Annotated in this window: 14 protein-coding genes and 4 tRNA genes; 14 read left to right on the top strand and 4 right to left on the bottom strand. The window is 63.0% G+C overall.

The window, feature by feature from the left end:
* Positions 1–19: 19 nt before the first annotated feature.
* Positions 20–910 (top strand): AEC family transporter, encoded by an 891-nt coding sequence (locus AC6H0R_RS12350; protein ID WP_497581656.1) that lies wholly within the window; start codon positions 20–22, stop codon positions 908–910.
* On the opposite strand, the gene AC6H0R_RS12345 is transcribed toward AC6H0R_RS12350, so the two are convergent.
* Positions 907–1,281, bottom strand: a complete 375-nt coding sequence (locus AC6H0R_RS12345) for a PhaM family polyhydroxyalkanoate granule multifunctional regulatory protein (protein WP_497581655.1) — start codon at positions 1,279–1,281, stop codon at positions 907–909. The two genes, AC6H0R_RS12350 and AC6H0R_RS12345, sit on opposite strands and share 4 nt — an antisense overlap.
* Before the next feature lie 17 nt (positions 1,282–1,298).
* Positions 1,299–3,221, bottom strand: coding sequence for an ATP-binding protein (locus AC6H0R_RS12340; protein WP_497581654.1), 1,923 nt, complete (start codon positions 3,219–3,221; stop codon positions 1,299–1,301).
* 143 nt (positions 3,222–3,364) lie between these two features.
* On the opposite strand from AC6H0R_RS12340, the gene AC6H0R_RS12335 reads away from it, so the two are divergent.
* Positions 3,365–3,994: a response regulator transcription factor gene (locus AC6H0R_RS12335; RefSeq protein ID WP_497581653.1), complete on the top strand. Its 630-nt coding sequence runs from the start codon at positions 3,365–3,367 to the stop codon at positions 3,992–3,994.
* Here the strand turns inward: AC6H0R_RS12335 and AC6H0R_RS12330 are convergent, their stop codons facing one another.
* Together AC6H0R_RS12330 and AC6H0R_RS12325 are read right to left on the bottom strand one after the other, a co-directional pair.
* Positions 3,995–4,693, bottom strand: a complete 699-nt coding sequence (locus AC6H0R_RS12330; protein ID WP_497581652.1) for a hypothetical protein — start codon at positions 4,691–4,693, stop codon at positions 3,995–3,997. It lies immediately after the preceding gene.
* A 92-nt stretch (positions 4,694–4,785) separates the two neighbouring features.
* A complete protein-coding gene (locus AC6H0R_RS12325; RefSeq protein ID WP_497581651.1) occupies positions 4,786–5,565 on the bottom strand; it encodes a class I SAM-dependent methyltransferase in 780 nt (259 codons plus the stop codon).
* A gap of 123 nt (positions 5,566–5,688) precedes the next feature.
* Between AC6H0R_RS12325 and AC6H0R_RS12320 the strand changes: the two genes are divergently transcribed.
* The 12 genes from AC6H0R_RS12320 (at position 5,689) to rpoB (ending at position 15,088) form a co-directional block, all read left to right on the top strand.
* Positions 5,689–5,773, top strand: a tRNA-Tyr gene (locus tag AC6H0R_RS12320).
* Between the two features lie 62 nt (positions 5,774–5,835).
* A tRNA-Gly gene (locus AC6H0R_RS12315) sits at positions 5,836–5,909 on the top strand.
* Positions 5,910–5,939: 30 nt separating this feature from the next.
* Positions 5,940–6,014, top strand: a tRNA-Thr gene (locus AC6H0R_RS12310).
* A gap of 73 nt (positions 6,015–6,087) precedes the next feature.
* A complete protein-coding gene (tuf, locus tag AC6H0R_RS12305) occupies positions 6,088–7,278 on the top strand; it encodes an elongation factor Tu (RefSeq protein ID WP_497581650.1) in 1,191 nt (396 codons plus the stop codon).
* 63 nt (positions 7,279–7,341) lie between these two features.
* Positions 7,342–7,417 (top strand) — tRNA-Trp (locus tag AC6H0R_RS12300).
* Positions 7,418–7,443: 26 nt separating this feature from the next.
* Positions 7,444–7,791, top strand: coding sequence for a preprotein translocase subunit SecE (gene secE / locus AC6H0R_RS12295; protein WP_497581649.1), 348 nt, complete (start codon positions 7,444–7,446; stop codon positions 7,789–7,791).
* Between the two features lie 2 nt (positions 7,792–7,793).
* Positions 7,794–8,327 carry a transcription termination/antitermination protein NusG gene (nusG, locus tag AC6H0R_RS12290; RefSeq protein WP_497581648.1) on the top strand — a complete coding sequence of 178 codons (534 nt, stop codon included), beginning with the start codon at positions 7,794–7,796 and terminating at the stop codon, positions 8,325–8,327.
* 101 nt (positions 8,328–8,428) lie between these two features.
* A complete protein-coding gene (gene rplK / locus AC6H0R_RS12285; RefSeq protein ID WP_497574706.1) occupies positions 8,429–8,860 on the top strand; it encodes a 50S ribosomal protein L11 in 432 nt (143 codons plus the stop codon).
* A 2-nt stretch (positions 8,861–8,862) separates the two neighbouring features.
* Positions 8,863–9,561 (top strand): 50S ribosomal protein L1, encoded by a 699-nt coding sequence (rplA, locus tag AC6H0R_RS12280; RefSeq protein WP_497581647.1) that lies wholly within the window; start codon positions 8,863–8,865, stop codon positions 9,559–9,561.
* Positions 9,562–9,834: 273 nt separating this feature from the next.
* Positions 9,835–10,359 (top strand): 50S ribosomal protein L10, encoded by a 525-nt coding sequence (rplJ, locus tag AC6H0R_RS12275; protein WP_497581815.1) that lies wholly within the window; start codon positions 9,835–9,837, stop codon positions 10,357–10,359.
* Positions 10,360–10,412: 53 nt separating this feature from the next.
* On the top strand, positions 10,413–10,796 hold the full coding sequence (gene rplL / locus AC6H0R_RS12270; protein ID WP_497581646.1) for a 50S ribosomal protein L7/L12: 384 nt from the start codon (positions 10,413–10,415) through the stop codon (positions 10,794–10,796).
* Between the two features lie 158 nt (positions 10,797–10,954).
* Positions 10,955–15,088 (top strand): DNA-directed RNA polymerase subunit beta, encoded by a 4,134-nt coding sequence (rpoB, locus tag AC6H0R_RS12265; RefSeq protein ID WP_497581645.1) that lies wholly within the window; start codon positions 10,955–10,957, stop codon positions 15,086–15,088.
* The last annotated feature ends 2 nt before the right edge of the window (positions 15,089–15,090 follow it).

Genomic DNA, 15,090 nt, shown 5'->3' with positions numbered 1-15,090 from the left:
AACGCTATCCTTGCGCCCCATGCAAAGTCTGCTGACGCTTCTTCCTGACTTCTCCCTGATCCTGCTGGGCGTGTTGCTGCGCCGCTGGATGATCACCGACACCGGTTTCTGGACCGGCGTCGAGCGGCTGGTGTATTTCGTGCTGTTCCCGGCGATGTTGTTCCGCGCGCTGACGTCGGTGTCCATCGACCTCGACAACACCCTGCCGCTGGTCGCCACGGGTCTGGCCGTGATGTTCATCGGCTTCGTGCTGGGGCTGGTCGGGCGGCCGTTGATGGGCTTGTCGGGCATCAGTTTCGCCTCGCGCCTGCAGTGCTCCTATCGTTTCAATACCTATATCGCGATTGCCGTGGCGGGTCAGCTGCACGGCGCGCAGGGCGTGGCGTTGATGGGTGCGCTGTGCGGGATGATGGTGCCGTTCGCCAACATCATGGCGGTGGGTATGCTGGCGCGCCACGGGCAGGGCGGGCTGGTGCGCGAGCTGGTGCGCAATCCGCTGGTGCTGGCGACGCTGGCCGGCATGGCCTTCAATCTGTCCGGCGGCGAGCTGCCACAGCCGGCGAATGCTTTCCTGACGCGACTGGGCGACGCCGCGGTGGCGCTCGGGCTGTTGGCGGTGGGTGCGGCGCTGCGCTGGGGTTCGGCCGGCGGCAATGTGCTGGGTTCGTCGTGGATCGTGACCGTCAAGCTTGCGCTGCTGCCGGCCATCGCCTGGGGGCTGGGGCGTGTGGTGGGGCTGGAGGGCATCGCCTTCGATCTGCTGGTGCTGTACGCGGCCATGCCTACGGCCAGCTCGGCCTACATTCTGGCCATGCGCATGGGCGGTGACGGCCCCGGCGTGGCATGGCTGATTTCGGCCACCACAGTGTTGGCGATGCCGACGCTGACTGTCTGGCTGGCGCTGCTTTAGGGCTTTTTCTTTGGCGTTTCCGTAGGGGGCTTCGGCGCTTCCGGTGCAGCCATGTTCCACGGCCACATCTGCGCGAACGGGTTGGGCGGGGCTTCACTGCCCGCCGGCTTGCCGGATGCGGCCTGTTCGCTCATGGCCTTCAGCGCGGCGATGGTCGAGCGCTGCACTTCCAGCCCCTGAATGGTGGCCTGGAGCATGTTGAGGTTCATCTGCAGCCAGTTTTCGACCGTGCGCAGATCCTTGATGCGCTTGTCCAGATCGTCGATATCCATGGTCGGCGCGATCATGCCGGGCAGCGGTACGCCGGCCGCGCTCCACATCTGGCGAAGCATTTCGAGCGGGTCCGGCCCTTCGGTGTTCTTGTCGCTCATCGTGACCTCCTGGCGGTTCAGTCGCAGTGTGCCGCGAAACGGTTGAGCAATGCGCGCAGTCGTGCTGGCCGCAGCGGCTTGTGCAGCACCGGGTAGCCTTCGCGTTCGGCCATGCCGAGGGCGTCGGGGCCGGTGTCGCCGGTGACCAGCGCTGCGGGTAGATCGTCGCCGAAACGCTGGCGCAGCGCGCGAATGACCTCGGTGCCGGTGGTTCCGCGTGCAAGTCGATGATCGCTGATGATGGCCTGCGGCGATTTGCCCAGCGCATCGAAGCGTTCCAGCGCACCGTGCAGGTCGGCTGCTGCGACAACGTCGCATCCCCACGAGCCGAGCAGGCTTTCCATGGCCGTCAGAACCAGCGGATCATCGTCGATGATGGCGAGGCACAGGCCGCCCAGATCGCCGGGCTCGCGGGCTTCTTCTTCGCGAGTGTCCACGTCTTCGACCTTGCCCGCGGGAAGGGTGACGGCGAAGGCCGATCCTTGCCCCGGCGCCGAACGCAGTTCCAGCGGATGACCGAGCATGTCGGTCAGGCGCCGCACGATGGCCAGCCCCAGGCCGAGGCCCTTGTCGCGCGCGCGTTCCGGGTTCTGCAGCTGAACGAATTCCTGGAAGATGCTCTCCTGCGCCTGTTGCGGGATGCCGATGCCGTTGTCGCGCACCTCGATGCGCCAGCGCTGACCGCGCTGGCGGCACACGACCAGCACCCGGCCGCCCGGTGAGTAACGCACGGCATTGCTGACGAGGTTGCCCAGCACACGCTCGAACAGCACCGGATCGCTGACACACCAGGCCCAGGTGGGGCGGATGCGCAGATGCACCCGGTTCTCGATCGCTGCACTGCGCTGGGTGGCTGCAATGCGTTCGAGAATGGGCTGCAGCGGGAACGCGCGTACATTGGGTTCGAGCACGCCTGCGTCGAGCCGCGAGATGTCGAGCAGGCTGTCGAGCAGGTCTTCCATGGCCTCGGCGGAGGCTGAGACTTTGGACAGCAGGCGCCGGGCGGGGGCGTCGAGGCGGCACTGCGACAGTTCCGAGATGAACAGCCCCAGGGCGTGCATGGGCTGACGCAGGTCATGGCTGGCGGCTGCCAGAAAGCGTGATTTGGCGGTGTTGGCGCTTTCGGCTTCATCCTTGCGGGTACGCAGTTCGGCGGTTGCTTCGTTGATGCGCGCGCTCATCTGCGCATGCATGCCGGCCAGTTCGGCGGCCATCTGGTTCACGCCTTCGGCGAGCATGAGCAGACTTCCCCCGCCGACCAGCGGCACGCGCTCGTCGAACTGTCCCTTGCCGATGCGCGAGACGGCGGCGGCGATGCGGCGGATCGGGCCGGATACGCCTCGGCTCATTGAAGTGGCCAGTACCAGCGTGCCGAGCAGGGCCGCGAACACGGTCAGCATGCCGGTGCGCAGCAGGTCGCGCCGCTTGGCCTCGACGGCGTCGCGACCGAGGTCGACGATGACGTTGCCGAGAATCGGGGTGACCACATTGGTGTCGGCGCGAAAAGCGTCGTCGTTGAACTCGATGCCGAGCGAGGCCTGGCTGGCGTAGATCGGTTCGATGACGCGCATCGTCAATGCGTTGCCGAGGTAGGTCGACTCGGGCCGCAAGTCCTGTTCGGCGGGCAGGGTTGCGTCCAGGCGGCCGCTGCGGGCAAGCGTCTCACCGAACAGGTCGATGATCATCACGCCGGTCATGCCTTCCTCGGCGAGGCTGGCCTCGGTGAGCTTCTGCAACGCGTCGTGGTTGCCCGAGAACACGGCGTACTCGCTGGCGGCGACGAGTTGGCGGGCGTAGGCCTTGCCGCGGGCGATGTGGGCTTCTTCGATGTCGGCCAGCCGGGAGCTGGTGTAGAACACCGTCAGCAGCAGGGCGACCACCAGCATCGGCAGCACTGCCACGAGCAGCACGCGTGCCCGCACGCCCCAGTTGATCGTCATGTCCGGTTCTCCGTTGCGGCGCCCGGGCCGCGTGATGCGCCGATTGTGCAATGTTTCGGCGCAGTCTGCGACGCGTATGCCGGCACCGGGGTGCTATGCTTGCCACATTTTGGTGCACGCCAATCCGCAGGAGAGAGACCAAGGTGACCAGGGTTCTGATCGTCGAGGATCACGCGCTCGTCAGGGAAGCCATGGCGCAGACGCTCAACCGTCTCGAGGCCGGGTTGCTGTGCGTCGAGGCGCGTGGTTCGGAAGAGGCGCTGGAGTTGCTCGCGGAGAGCAGCGACTGGGATCTCGCCGTGATCGACCTGATGCTGCCGGATATGTCCGGCTTTTCCCTGCTCGGGGTGCTGGCCAAGCGCTACCCGGACATGCCGACCATTGTCGTGTCGGCGCTGGATGATGCCGCCACGCTGCGTCGGGCGATGAAGGTCGGGGCTTCGGGTTTCGTGTCCAAAAGCAGCTCGGGCGATGAGCTGCGTCTGGCAGTGCGAACGGTGCTGGATGGCGGTGTGTACTTCATGCCGCAGGATGCTCCGGATGAAGGGCGTCGCGGCAATCGTTCGCTGGAGCAGCGCTACCGGCTGACCACGGCGCAGACGCGTGTCGCCGAGCTGCTCGGCCAGGGCAAGACCAACCGCGAGATCGCCGATCTGTTGGGGCTGTCGGAGGGCACGGTGAAGGTGCACATGTCGGCCATCTTTCGTGCCATGAATGTGCGCAACCGCGCTCAGGCGCTGGTGGCCTTGTCGCGCTCCACGGCGCGGGCCTGATCAGCGCCGGTTGCCGATGCGCAACGGCATTTCGTCGGCAGCAATGCGGTCCTGCTCGCTGACGGCGGCCAGTTGTGAGCCGGCGCTGTCCGGTACGTCGATTTCCAGTACCTCCAGCACCTGACGCGCCAGCGCACGGCATGCGTTTGCCAGCGCTGTCGGCAACTGTTCCGGGATGTCTTTCTGCAGCAGCAGTTTGCTGGCCGACAGGGCGTTGACCGGGTTCAGGATGCGGTGGCGGTAGGGGCGCATCAGCGTGCGCACGTTGCGGTCCGCCGCTTCGCGTTGCCAGGCGTTGGTGGGCCACTGCGACGGTACGGCATAGGCGCGCGGGAGCATCTCCAGGTCGCGCACCACCGTGCGGATGTCCTCGTGCGACTCGCGGAACGGCAGCAGCACGATGTCCGACATCGCATACAGCTTGCGATCCATCTCGGTGCGGTTGCCGCCGCCGTCGATGACCCCGATCCAGTTTTCCAGCGTGCGCAGCTTGTCGACGACCTTGGTCAGCGACTCGCGCGTGCGGGCGTCGGCGGTGACGTAACGCCGCCCGGCCGGATTGAGTGGTTCGCGCGTGGTGTCGGTCAGTACGCAGGCAGCGCGCTGGTCCAGCAAGCCCAGCCCCTGGCACAGCATGTGCGAGATCGAGGTCTTGCCGGTGCCGCCCTTGTTGCCGATGACGCAGATGATTTCAGCCATGCTGCCCCTTTGTCTGCATGCAGTTCTCCATGCAGCGCATTATCCCGAGCGCGATGCCGGGCGATTTGCGGAAAAACGGTGGAATTGTCCCGTTAATCTGTTCTGCCGGCGGTCGCGCCGGGGCGGTAGCAATACAGTCTGGCGCCGGACGGGAGTTCCAGAGTCCGCTCGGCCACCAGGCCCGGTGCAACGAAGTCCTTGCTGATCAACAGGGACTGAGGTCCGAACTCATTGCGGGCCTTGTCTTCGACCCGTGCCATCGGATGCGTTGACAGGAAGGCGTACACCACATCGTAGGCGCTCCAGTCGTGGGCGAAGAAGTCGCCTCGCTCGATGTGCAGGTTGCTGCAGTGGCGTGCGGCAATCCGCGCGATCAGCCACGGCAGCGGAGCCGCTTCGATGCCCGTGAAGCGGTGTTCCGGATGGCGGCGTGCCAGCGGCACCAGCATCGCCCCTGTGCCGCAGCCGATGTCGAGTACCTGCAATGACCGCCCGGTTGGCAGAAGCGTGTCGACGGCTTCCACGGCGTCCCCGCCCGAGAGGTAGAGCGGCACACGCGTGCCGAGCGTCCCCCAGAAGACCAGGAGCAGCAATATGAAAACCGCCAGATACCAGAGCGGGTCGATATTGGCCGACAGTACGGTGAGCAACAGGGGCATGAAGCACAGATGAATGCCCACCCACCAACGCTCGCGTTTCATTAGAAGGGATAGCAGGGCTGCCGTAACGGCCTGTGCAAAGACGAGGGCTGCGGGTGTGCCAAGCACCCCGCTGCGCGCCAGTGCGAATGCCAGCAAGGTGCCGCCAAGCTGTGCGAGCAGCGCTGCAAGCCAGCTCGGAAGGGGGCGGTGGGCACGTGTTGGAGAGGGCATTGGCGATGCTGTGCGGGCGAAGCTGCAGACCTTAGCAGAAGGGCGTCCGGCGCGGATAAACGACAAGTCGGTTCGGGTTTGACATTGCTTCAGAGAGGCACTATAGTGCGCGGCTTGTCGCCCGGAGGGGTACCCAAGCGGTCAACGGGATCAGACTGTAAATCTGACGGCTCAGCCTTCGAAGGTTCGAATCCTTCCCCCTCCACCAGATTCTGGCGCTGCCGGCAGCGATGCTTTCGGCGCAAGGTGATGCGGATTTCCGCGTCGTGTGCGGGTGTAGCTCAATGGTAGAGCAGAAGCCTTCCAAGCTTACGACGAGGGTTCGATTCCCTTCACCCGCTCCAAACGGGCGTTATTGGTTTAGGTAGTAGTGAGCCCTTGTAGCTCAGTGGTAGAGCACTCCCTTGGTAAGGGAGAGGCCACGTGTTCAATCCACGTCAAGGGCACCACGGTTTTATCGATCCGGTCGGATCGCCACGGCGTTGGTCCGCTAATTCTGAATTTTGTACATGAGGTGTTGACATGGCTAAGGGCAAGTTTGAACGTACGAAGCCGCACGTGAACGTAGGCACGATTGGCCACGTTGACCATGGCAAGACGACGCTGACGGCTGCGATCACGACGATTCTGTCGAAGAAGTTCGGCGGTGAAGCGAAGGATTACGCGTCGATCGACAGCGCGCCGGAAGAGAAGGCACGTGGTATCACGATCAACACCGCACACGTTGAGTACGAGACCGAGTCGCGTCACTACGCACACGTTGACTGCCCGGGTCACGCTGACTACGTCAAGAACATGATTACCGGTGCTGCGCAGATGGACGGCGCGATCCTGGTGTGCTCGGCCGCTGACGGCCCGATGCCCCAGACCCGCGAGCACATCCTGCTGGCCCGTCAGGTCGGTGTGCCGTACATCATCGTGTTCCTGAACAAGTGCGACATGGTCGACGACGAAGAGCTGCTCGAGCTCGTCGAAATGGAAGTTCGCGAACTTCTGTCCAAGTACGACTTCCCGGGCGACGACATCCCCATCGTCAAGGGTTCGGCCCTGAAAGCGCTCGAAGGCGACCAGTCGCCGATCGGCGAGCCGGCCATTTTCGAACTGGCTGCAGCGCTCGACAGCTACATCCCGACCCCGGAGCGCGCCATTGACCGCCCGTTCCTGCTGCCGATCGAAGACGTGTTCTCCATCTCCGGCCGCGGCACCGTCGTGACCGGTCGTGTCGAGCGTGGCATCGTCAAAGTCGGCGAAGAAATCGAGATCGTCGGCATCAAAGCCACCCAGAAGACCACCTGCACGGGCGTCGAGATGTTCCGCAAGCTGCTCGACCAGGGTCAGGCTGGCGACAACGTCGGCGTGCTGCTGCGCGGCACCAAGCGTGAAGAAGTCGAACGTGGTCAAGTGCTGTGCAAGCCGGGTTCCATCACCCCGCACACCCACTTCACGGGCGAGATCTACGTGCTGAGCAAGGAAGAGGGTGGTCGTCACACCCCGTTCTTCGCCAACTACCGCCCGCAGTTCTACTTCCGTACGACGGACGTGACCGGTTCGATCACGCTGCCCGAAGGCACCGAGATGGTGATGCCGGGTGACAACGTGTCGATCACGGTGAAGCTGATCGCCCCGATCGCCATGGAAGAAGGTCTGCGTTTCGCCATTCGCGAAGGCGGTCGTACCGTCGGCGCCGGTGTCGTGGCCAAAGTCATCGAATAATCGCTCGGGTAACCGATCGATCAAAGGCGCTCCCGCGAGGGAGCGCTTTGTAGTCTCTGTCGCAGGGGTATAGCTCAACTGGCAGAGCGTCGGTCTCCAAAACCGAAGGTTGGGGGTTCGATTCCCTCTGCCCCTGCCAATGCTTTTCCGTAATACGAGATCCTGATGGCCGATAAGATCAAGCTCCTGCTGGCACTGGCCCTGGTTGCGGCCGGCATTGCCGGCTTCTACGCCTTTGCGGAGCAGGCCCTCGTTGTCCGTGTGCTGTGCGTCTTCGGTGGTGTGATCGCCGGCGTGGCGGTGGCATGGACTTCGGCCCCGGGTCGTCGCTTTTTCGGTTTTGCGCGCGAATCGATCAATGAGGCCCGCAAGGTCGTCTGGCCGACGCGCAAGGAAACCGTGCAGTCGACCGGTATGGTGTTCGCCTTCGTGGTGGTGGTGGCGATCTTCCTGTGGCTGACGGACAAGGGCCTGGAGTGGGTCATGTACGATCTCGTTCTGGGATGGAAGTGAATATGACCAAGCGCTGGTATGTCGTGCATGCGTACTCGGGTTTTGAGAACTCGGTGCAGCAGGCACTGATCGAGCGGATCAATCGCACCGGCATGCAGGAGCATTTCGGCCAGATTCTGGTGCCGGTTGAAGAAGTCGTCGAAATGAAAGGCGGCCAGAAGAGCATCTCCAAGCGCAAGTTCTTTCCCGGCTACGTGCTGGTTGAAATGGACATGAACGATGACTCCTGGCATCTGGTCAAATCCACGCCGAAAGTGACGGGCTTCATTGGCGGTACCGCCAACAAGCCGAGTCCGATCTCCGAGAAGGAGGTCGAGAAGATCATGACCCAGATGCAGGAAGGGGTCGACAAGCCGCGTCCCAAGGTGTTGTGGGAGGCTGGCGAGGTGGTGCGGGTCAAGGATGGTCCCTTCACCGACTTCCACGGCAACGTGGAAGACGTCAATTACGAAAAGAGCAAGCTGCGCGTGTCGGTGACCATTTTCGGTCGTGCGACCCCGGTGGAACTGGATTTCGCCCAGGTCGAGAAGACCTGAGCGAGCGGGCGCCCGTGAGGGTGCCCATTGCCTGTTTTCGGGCAGACGAGGAGCGCCGGCTGCGGCTGGCGCGCTAGTACTCACACAAGGAGATTGCCGCCATGGCAAAGAAAATCATTGGCTACATCAAGCTGCAGGTGCCGGCCGGCAAGGCCAACCCCAGTCCCCCGATCGGTCCTGCGCTGGGTCAGCGCGGTCTGAACATCATGGAGTTCTGCAAGGCATTCAACGCGCAGACTCAAGGTCTTGAGCCCGGCCTGCCGATCCCGGTGGTCATCACCGCGTTCGCCGACAAGAGCTTCACCTTCATCATGAAGACGCCGCCGGCGTCAGTCCTGATCAAGAAGGCTGCCAAGGTCGCCAAGGGCTCGCCGCGTCCGCACACCGACAAGATCGGTTCGCTGACCCGCGCTCAGGTCGAAGAAATTGCCACGACCAAGATGAAGGATCTGACCGCTGCCGATATGGACGCCGCTGTGCGCACCATCGCCGGTTCCGCCCGCAGCATGGGCATCACGGTGGAGGGTCTCTGATCATGGCAAAGCTTTCCAAACGCGTTCAGGCGCTGCGCGCCAAGGTTGACCGCAACCGCACCTACGCCGTGAGCGATGCGCTCGGTCTGGTCAAGGACTGCGCAACCGCCAAGTTTGACGAGTCGATCGACATCTCGATCAACCTCGGTATCGATGCCCGTAAATCCGACCAGCTGGTGCGTGGTTCGGTGGTACTGCCGTCCGGTACCGGCAAGAGCGTGCGTGTGGCCGTGTTCGCCCAGGGCGACAAGGCCGAGGCCGCCAAGGCCGCCGGCGCTGACGTCGTCGGTTTTGACGACCTGGCTGCCGCTGTCAAGGCTGGCAACATCGATTTCGATCTGTGTATCGCCACCCCGGACGCCATGCGTGTGGTCGGTCAGCTCGGTCAGGTGCTCGGCCCGCGCGGCCTGATGCCGAACCCGAAGGTTGGCACCGTCACCATGGACGTCGAGACTGCGGTCAAGAACGCCAAGGCCGGTCAGGTTCAGTACCGTACCGACAAGGCTGGCATCGTGCACGCCACCGTCGGTCGTGCTTCGTTCTCGGTTGAAGCGCTGCAGAAGAACGTCGGCGCCCTGGTGGATGCACTGGTGAAGGCCAAGCCGGCCGCCTCCAAGGGTATCTATCTGCGCAAGATTGCAGTGTCGAGCACCATGGGTGCAGGCGTGAAAGTCGATCCGTCGACGGTCAACGCCGCTTGAGTTTGTATCCGGACGGCTCCAGCCGTCCGATGACTTTGGGCTGTCGCCTTCGGGCGACAGGTTGTCAAAGACCGTTGGGGGCAGGGTGTCCGGCAGGTTTGGCGCTTTGTCTTAATCCGCGAGGTTTCCTCGGGCCCAACGCAGATGGCGTATCCCGAAGCAGGATTCCGGTTGTGCTGCCGCAAGGTGGCAGACCAGTCTTCTGAATACGGTCGCCGTGGTTGTCCGTGCCGGTTTTCCGGGGCGGGCGGATGTTTCAAAAGGGAGATGGCCTTGGGTCTCAATCTTGATGACAAGAAGGCAGTTGTCGCCGAAGTGTCCGCAGAAGTTGCGAACGCTCAGGCCGTGATTGTCGCTGAGTACCGTGGTCTCGAAGTCGGGCAGATCACCGCCTTGCGTGCGAAAGCGCGTGAGTCGGGCGTCTACCTGCGCGTCCTGAAAAACACGCTTGTGCGCCGTGCCGTTGATGGCACGCCGTTCGAAGGTCTGACCTCGCAGCTGGTCGGTCCGCTGATCTACGGTATTTCCGCAGATCCGGTGGCCTCCGCCAAAGTCCTGCAAGAGTTCGCCAAGACCAACGACAAGCTGGTGATCAAGGGCGGCGCGATGCCGAACTACGTCATGGACGCCGACGGCGTCAAGGCGCTGGCGTCGATGCCGAGCCGCGAGGAGCTTCTGGCGAAGCTGCTCGGGACGATGCAGGCTCCGGTGGTGAAGTTTGTTCAGACCCTCAACGAGGTTCCGGGCAAGTTTGTGCGCACCGTGGCTGCCCTGCGCGATTCGAAAGAGACTGCGTAATTTCCACGTAATCGCCCTGTAACGGGGCAAACGACTGATTCAGGAGTAGAAAAATGGCTGTGTCCAAAGACGATATTCTGGAAGCGATTGGCAACATGTCCGTCCTCGAGCTGTCCCAGCTCATCAAGGACATGGAAGAGAAGTTCGGCGTATCGGCTGCTGCCGCTGTCGCCGTTGCCGCCCCGGCTGCCGGTGGTGGTGAGGCTGCTGCTGCTGCCGAAGAGAAGACCGAGTTCGACGTTGTTCTCGTGGCTGCTGGCGAGAAGAAAGTTGAGGCCATCAAGGTCGTGCGCGCTGCTACCGGTCTGGGCCTGAAAGAAGCCAAGGACCTGGTTGATGGCGCTCCGAAGGCCGTCAAGGAAGGTGTTTCGAAGGCTGACGCCGAGGCGCTGAAGAAGCAACTCGAAGAAGCTGGCGCCAAGGTCGAGATCAAGTAATCTCGTGCCTTTTCGCGGGGCTGGCGACCTTTCAGGGGCGCCAGCCCTTTCGTGCTTTCTGCTTGCCAGATGGCACAACAAAGCGTGCGATGCGGTTTGGCTGTGCATGCCGACGCTTTGTTCTGCTGTTTGACGTCTGATCTCTACCCGGAGCCCCCATGGCGTATTCCTATACCGAAAAGAAGCGCATCCGCAAAAGTTTTGCAAAGCGCACTTCCGAGCGGGACGTCCCGTTTCTGCTGGCCACGCAGATTGACTCCTTCGTGTCCTTCCTGCAGGCCGAAATCCCGGTCGACCGTCGTATCAACGACGGCTTGCAGGCGGCCTTCACGTCGATCTTCCCGATCTCCAGCCACAGCGGCAACGCCCGACTGGAATTCGTCCAGTACAACCTCGGCGAGCCGCCGTTTGACGTCAAGGAATGCCAGCAGCGCGGCTTGACGTTTGCTGCGCCGCTGCGCGCCCGTGTGCGTCTGGTCATCATGGACCGTGACGCTCCGAAGGAAACCATCAAGGAAGTGAAAGAACAGGAAGTGTACATGGGCGAGATTCCGCTCATGACCACCACCGGTTCCTTCGTCATCAACGGTACCGAGCGCGTCATCGTGTCGCAGCTGCACCGTTCGCCGGGCGTGTTCTTTGATCACGACCGTGGCAAAACGCACTCTTCCGGCAAACTGCTGTTCTCGGCCCGCGTGATCCCCTACCGCGGTTCGTGGCTGGACTTCGAGTTCGACCCGAAGGACTGCCTGTTCTTCCGCGTTGACCGTCGCCGCAAGATGCCGGTGTCGATCCTGCTGCGCTCGATCGGCATGAGCACCGAGGAAATCCTAGCCTCCTTCCACGATTTCGACGATTTCCGCATCGAAGCGGACGGCGTTCGTTTCACGCTGGTGCCTGAGCGCCTGCGTGGCGAAGTCGCGCGTTTCGACATCACCGCGCCGGACGGTACGGTGATTGTCGAGCGCGAGAAACGCATCACCGCCCGCCATATCCGCGAGCTTGAGAAGGCTGGCGTCAAGACGATGCTGGTGCCGGACGAGTTCCTGCTGGGCCGCGTGCTGGCGACCAACCTCGCCGACAAGGAAACCGGTGAAGTCCTGGCCAAGGCCAACGACGAGATCACCGAAGAGCTGGTCGAGAAGATTCGCGCCGGTGGCATCACCGAGCTGCAGACCCTGTACGTGAACGACCTCGACCGCGGTGGCTACATCTCCTCCACGCTGCGCATCGACGACACCACCGACCAGTGGGCCGCTCGCGTTGCGATCTACCGCATGATGCGTCCGGGCGAGCCGCCCACCGAAGACGCTGTCGAGGCGTTGTTCCACGGCCTGTTCTTCAACGAAGAGCGCTACGACCTGTCGTCCGTCGGCCGCATGAAGTTCAACCGGCGCGCCTACCCGGAAGCCATCGACGATCGCGCTCCGGCCTGGGTCAAGCGTTTCTACGAGCGCATCGGCAAGCAGGAAGAAGTCGGTCCGGGCGTGCTGTCGAACCAGGACATCCTGGCCGTCATCGGCATCCTGCTCGAACTGCGCAACGGCCGCGGCGAGATTGACGATATCGACCACCTCGGCAACCGCCGCGTGCGTTCGGTCGGCGAACTGGCCGAGAACCAGTTCCGCGCCGGTCTCGTGCGTGTAGAGCGTGCCGTCAAGGAACGCCTCGGCCAGGCCGAGAGCGACAACCTGATGCCGCACGACCTGATCAACGCCAAGCCGATTTCGGCCGCGATCAAGGAGTTCTTCGGTTCCAGCCAGCTGTCGCAGTTCATGGACCAGACCAACCCGCTGTCCGAGATCACGCACAAGCGTCGTGTCTCGGCCCTCGGCCCGGGCGGTCTGACGCGCGAACGCGCCGGCTTTGAAGTGCGCGACGTGCACCCGACCCACTACGGTCGTGTGTGCCCGATCGAAACGCCGGAAGGCCCGAACATCGGCCTGATCAACTCCTTGGCCGTGTATGCGCGTACCAACCGCTACGGCTTCCTCGAGACGCCGTACCGCAAGGTAACCGACGGCAAGGTGACTGATCAGGTGGATTACCTGTCGGCCATCGAAGAGGGTCACTACGTCATCGCCCAGGCCAACGCCGAGGTGAGCGACAAGGGCGAACTGACCGGCGATCTGGTGTCGTGCCGCCACAAGGGCGAGTTCACGCTGTCCAACGTCGAGCAGGTCCAGTACATGGACATCGCGCCGGGTCAGATCGTGTCCGTCGCGGCCTCGCTGATCCCGTTCCTTGAGCACGATGACGCCAACCGCGCACTGATGGGCGCCAACATGCAGCGTCAGGCGGTGCCTTGCCTGCGTCCCGAGAAGTGCCTGGTCGGTACCGGCATGGAGCGCACGGTTGCGGTCGACTCCGGTACGGCGGTGCAGGCCCTGCGTGGCGGTGTGGTCGACTATGTCGATGCCAACCGTATCGTGGTGCGTGTGCACGACAAGGAAACGCTCGCGGGTGAGGTTGGTGTCGATATCTACAACCTGATCAAGTACACGCGTTCGAACCAGAACACCAACATCAACCAGCGCCCGATCGTGAAGGTCGGCGACGTGCTGGCCAAGGGTGACGTGATCGCTGACGGTGCTTCGACCGACCTCGGCGAGCTCGCGCTCGGCCAGAACATGCTGGTCGCGTTCATGCCGTGGAACGGCTACAACTTCGAAGACTCGATCCTGATCTCCGAGCGTGTGGTTGCCGATGACCGCTTCACCTCGATCCACATCGAGGAACTGACGGTCGTTGCCCGCGACACCAAGCTCGGACCTGAAGAGATCACGCGTGACATCGCCTCGCTGGGCGAAGCGCAAATGGGCCGTCTGGACGAGTCCGGCATTGTCTACATCGGTGCCGAAGTCGAGGCCGGTGACGTGCTGGTCGGCAAGGTCACGCCCAAGGGCGAGACCCAGCTGACGCCGGAAGAGAAGCTGCTGCGCGCGATCTTCGGCGAGAAGGCTTCCGACGTGAAGGACACCTCGCTGCGTGTGCCGTCCGGCATGGTCGGTACCGTCATCGACGTGCAGATCTTCACGCGTGAAGGCATCGAGCGCGACAAGCGCGCCCAGTCGATCATCGACGACATGCTGCGTGGCTTCAAGACCGACCTCGCCGACCAGATGCGTATCGTCGAACGTGACGCGTTTGCTCGTATCCGCCGCATGATCGTGGGTCAGAAAGTCAATGGCGGCCCGAAGAAGCTGGCCAAGGGCGCTGCGGTCACCGAGGCCTACCTGGACGATATCGAGCCGTACAACTGGTTCGACATCCGCATGGCAGACGAAGAGCTGGCCACCCAGCTGGAAGCCGTGCGTGACGGTCTCGAGAAGACCCGCAAGGACTTCGACGCAGCCTTCGAGCTGAAGAAGAAGAAGCTCACGCAGGGCGACGAACTGCCGCCGGGCGTACAGAAGATGGTCAAGGTTCACCTTGCGGTGAAGCGTCGTCTGCAGCCGGGTGACAAGATGGCCGGCCGTCACGGTAACAAGGGCGTGGTTTCGCGCATCGTGCCGGTGGAAGACATGCCGTACATGGATGACGGTACGCCGGTCGACATCGCGCTGAACCCGCTGGGTGTGCCTTCGCGGATGAACATCGGTCAGATCCTCGAAACCCACCTGGGCCGTGCTGCCAAGGCCTTGGGTCAGAAGATCGACGGCATGCTGCAGGCGAATGCCAAGGTCAAGGAGATCCGTGGGCTGCTCCACGAGATCTACAACACCACCGGCAGCAGCGAAGATCTGAAGTCCTTCGATGACGGCGAGATCGTTGAGCTGGCGTCCAACCTGCGCAAAGGCGTGCCGTTTGCCACGCCGGTGTTCGATGGTGCCAAGGAGATGGAACTCGAGAAGATGTTCGAACTTGCAGGGCTCGACTCCAGCGGTCAGGTCACGCTGTATGACGGCCGCACCGGTGACGCCTTCGACCGTAAGGTCACCGTCGGCTACAAGCACGTGCTCAAACTGCATCACCTGGTCGACGACAAGATGCACGCGCGTTCGACCGGTCCGTACTCGCTCGTTACCCAGCAGCCGCTGGGCGGCAAGGCGCAGTTCGGTGGCCAGCGCTTCGGCGAGATGGAAGTCTGGGCGCTGGAAGCCTACGGCGCTGCCTACACGCTGCAGGAAATGCTGACCGTGAAGTCCGACGACGTGACGGGCCGTACCAAGGTCTACGAGAACATCGTGAAGGGTGAGCACAAGATCGATGCAGGCATGCCGGAGTCCTTCAACGTGTTGGTGAAGGAAATCCGCTCGCTTGCGATCGATATCGATCTGGATACGTACTGAAC

The sequence above is a fragment of the Pseudazoarcus sp. NS36 genome (assembly GCF_059703705.1).
Note: the sequence above shows the minus strand (reverse complement) of the source record. Positions and strands in the feature narration are given on the sequence as shown.